We start from the raw sequence: 1886 nt of genomic DNA on the forward strand, positions 1-1886 counted from the left end.
CGCCGCTGGTGGGCGAGGCCGTGCCGCAGTTCATCGCCTGGGCCGAGAACCTGGTGTGCGGCATCGACCTCATGAGCGAAGCGCACTACCGCGTGCCGGCGTGAAGCAGAACCCCGGCCCGACTTGACGAGGGGCTCAGTGCGCCCCGCCATCCACCGCCGCAGCACCCTTCTTCACCTTCGCCAGCCAGATCAACGGGATCAGCAGCAGGAACAAGCCCGCCGAAGCCAGGAAGACATCGTCGGCCGCCCGCGTGAACGCCTGCTGATCGATCAGCCGGTTGACCTGCGCGGCGGCCTGCTGCATGGACAGCCCCGCCGACTGCAAGGTCGAGAACGCCTCGACCGCACCGGGGTCGGTGGTGCTGATGTGCTCGACCATGTGCGCGTGGTGCATGGTCGCCCGGCTGTCCCACAGCGTGGTGACCACCGACGTGCCCATCGCCCCCGCCGTGATGCGCACGAAGTTGCTCAAGCCCGATGCCGACGGGATGCGGTCCGGCGTCAGCCCCGCCAGCGTGATCGCGCTCAAGGGGATGAAGAAGAACGCGATGGCGCCACCTTGCAAGATGGTCGGAATCATGATGGTCGTGAAGTCGGCCTGCACCGTGAAGCTCGAGCGCATCCACAACACCAGCGCAAAGAACAGGAAGGCCACCGTGGCCAGCATGCGCGGGTCCACCTTGGTCACGTTCTTGCCCACGATGGGCGACAGCAAGATGGCCAGCAGACCCACCGGCGCCACCGCCATGCCCGCCACCGACGCCGTGTAGCCCATGTGCTGCTGCAACCACAAGGGCAGCAGCACCACGTTGCCAAAGAACAGCCCGTAGCCGATGGACAGCGTCAGCACCCCGAAGAGGAAGTTGCGCGAGGCGAACAGGCGCAGCTCGACCACCGGGTGCTCTTCGTTGAGCTCCCATATCAGGAAGACGACGAAGCCCACCAGCGCCACCACACCCAGGGCCACGATCTCGCCGCTCTCGAACCAGTCCAGCTCCTTGCCCTTGTCGAGCATGATCTGCAACGCACCCACCCACAGCACCAGCAAGGCCAGCCCCACCTTGTCGATGGGCAGGACCTTGATGGGCGTCTCGCGCTTGGCGTAGATGCGCCAGGTCACGGCCGCCGCCGCCAGGCCCACGGGCACGTTGATGTAGAAGATCCAGGGCCAGCTGACGTTGTCGGTGATCCAGCCCCCCAGCAAGGGCCCGGTCACGGGCGCGACCAGCGTCGTGATCGCCCACATCGCCAAGGCCGTGCCCGCTTTGGCTGGCGGGTAGCTCGACAGCAGCAAGGTCTGCGACAGCGGGATCATCGGCCCCGCCACCAGGCCCTGCAGCACGCGGTAGCCGATCAAGGCCTCCAGCGAGCCCGCCAGACCGCACAGCCACGAGGCCAGCACGAACAGCAGCACGCTGGCGGTGAACAGCCGCACCGCACCGAAGCGCTGGGTGAGCCAGCCCGTCAACGGCACCGAAATGGCGTTGGCCACCCCGAAGCTGGTGATCACCCAGGTGCCTTGCGTGGGGCTCACGCCCAGGTCACCCGCGACGGCCGGCAGCGACACGTTCGCGATCGACGAGTCCAGCACGTTCATGAACGTGGCCAGAGACAAGGCCAGCGTGCCCAGCGCCAGCGATCCGCCTTGCAGCGGCGCGTGCGGTGCCTGCTGCGCAGCGGGCGCAGCCTCAGACTGAGCCTCGGGAGGCGCCAGATCGGCGCCCGGGTTGGCGGTCGACATGGGTCAGGCGCCCGCTTGGGTGCCAGCGCTCACGCGAGCACCGCGCCCCAGGTTGCGGTCGACGATGCGGTTGACCAGGGCTTCGGCGTCTTTGCTCAAGGCATCGAACACATCCGTGTGCGCCACGTCGTGCGGACGCGGCT

At 67.7% G+C, this 1886-nt stretch carries 1 protein-coding gene; it reads right to left on the bottom strand.

Annotated elements, in window-relative coordinates; genetic code table 11:
• Positions 1-135 precede the first annotated feature (135 nt).
• The gene (locus tag B2W70_RS09855; RefSeq protein ID WP_286745273.1) at positions 136-1743 is read right to left on the bottom strand and encodes a DHA2 family efflux MFS transporter permease subunit; all 1608 of its coding nucleotides are present in this window, start codon (positions 1741-1743) and stop codon (positions 136-138) included.
• Between the last annotated feature and the right edge of the window lie 143 nt (positions 1744-1886).

The sequence above is a fragment of the Aquabacterium sp. UBA2148 genome (assembly GCF_002328915.1).
Taxonomy (GTDB): domain Bacteria; phylum Pseudomonadota; class Gammaproteobacteria; order Burkholderiales; family Burkholderiaceae_C; genus Aquabacterium; species Aquabacterium parvum.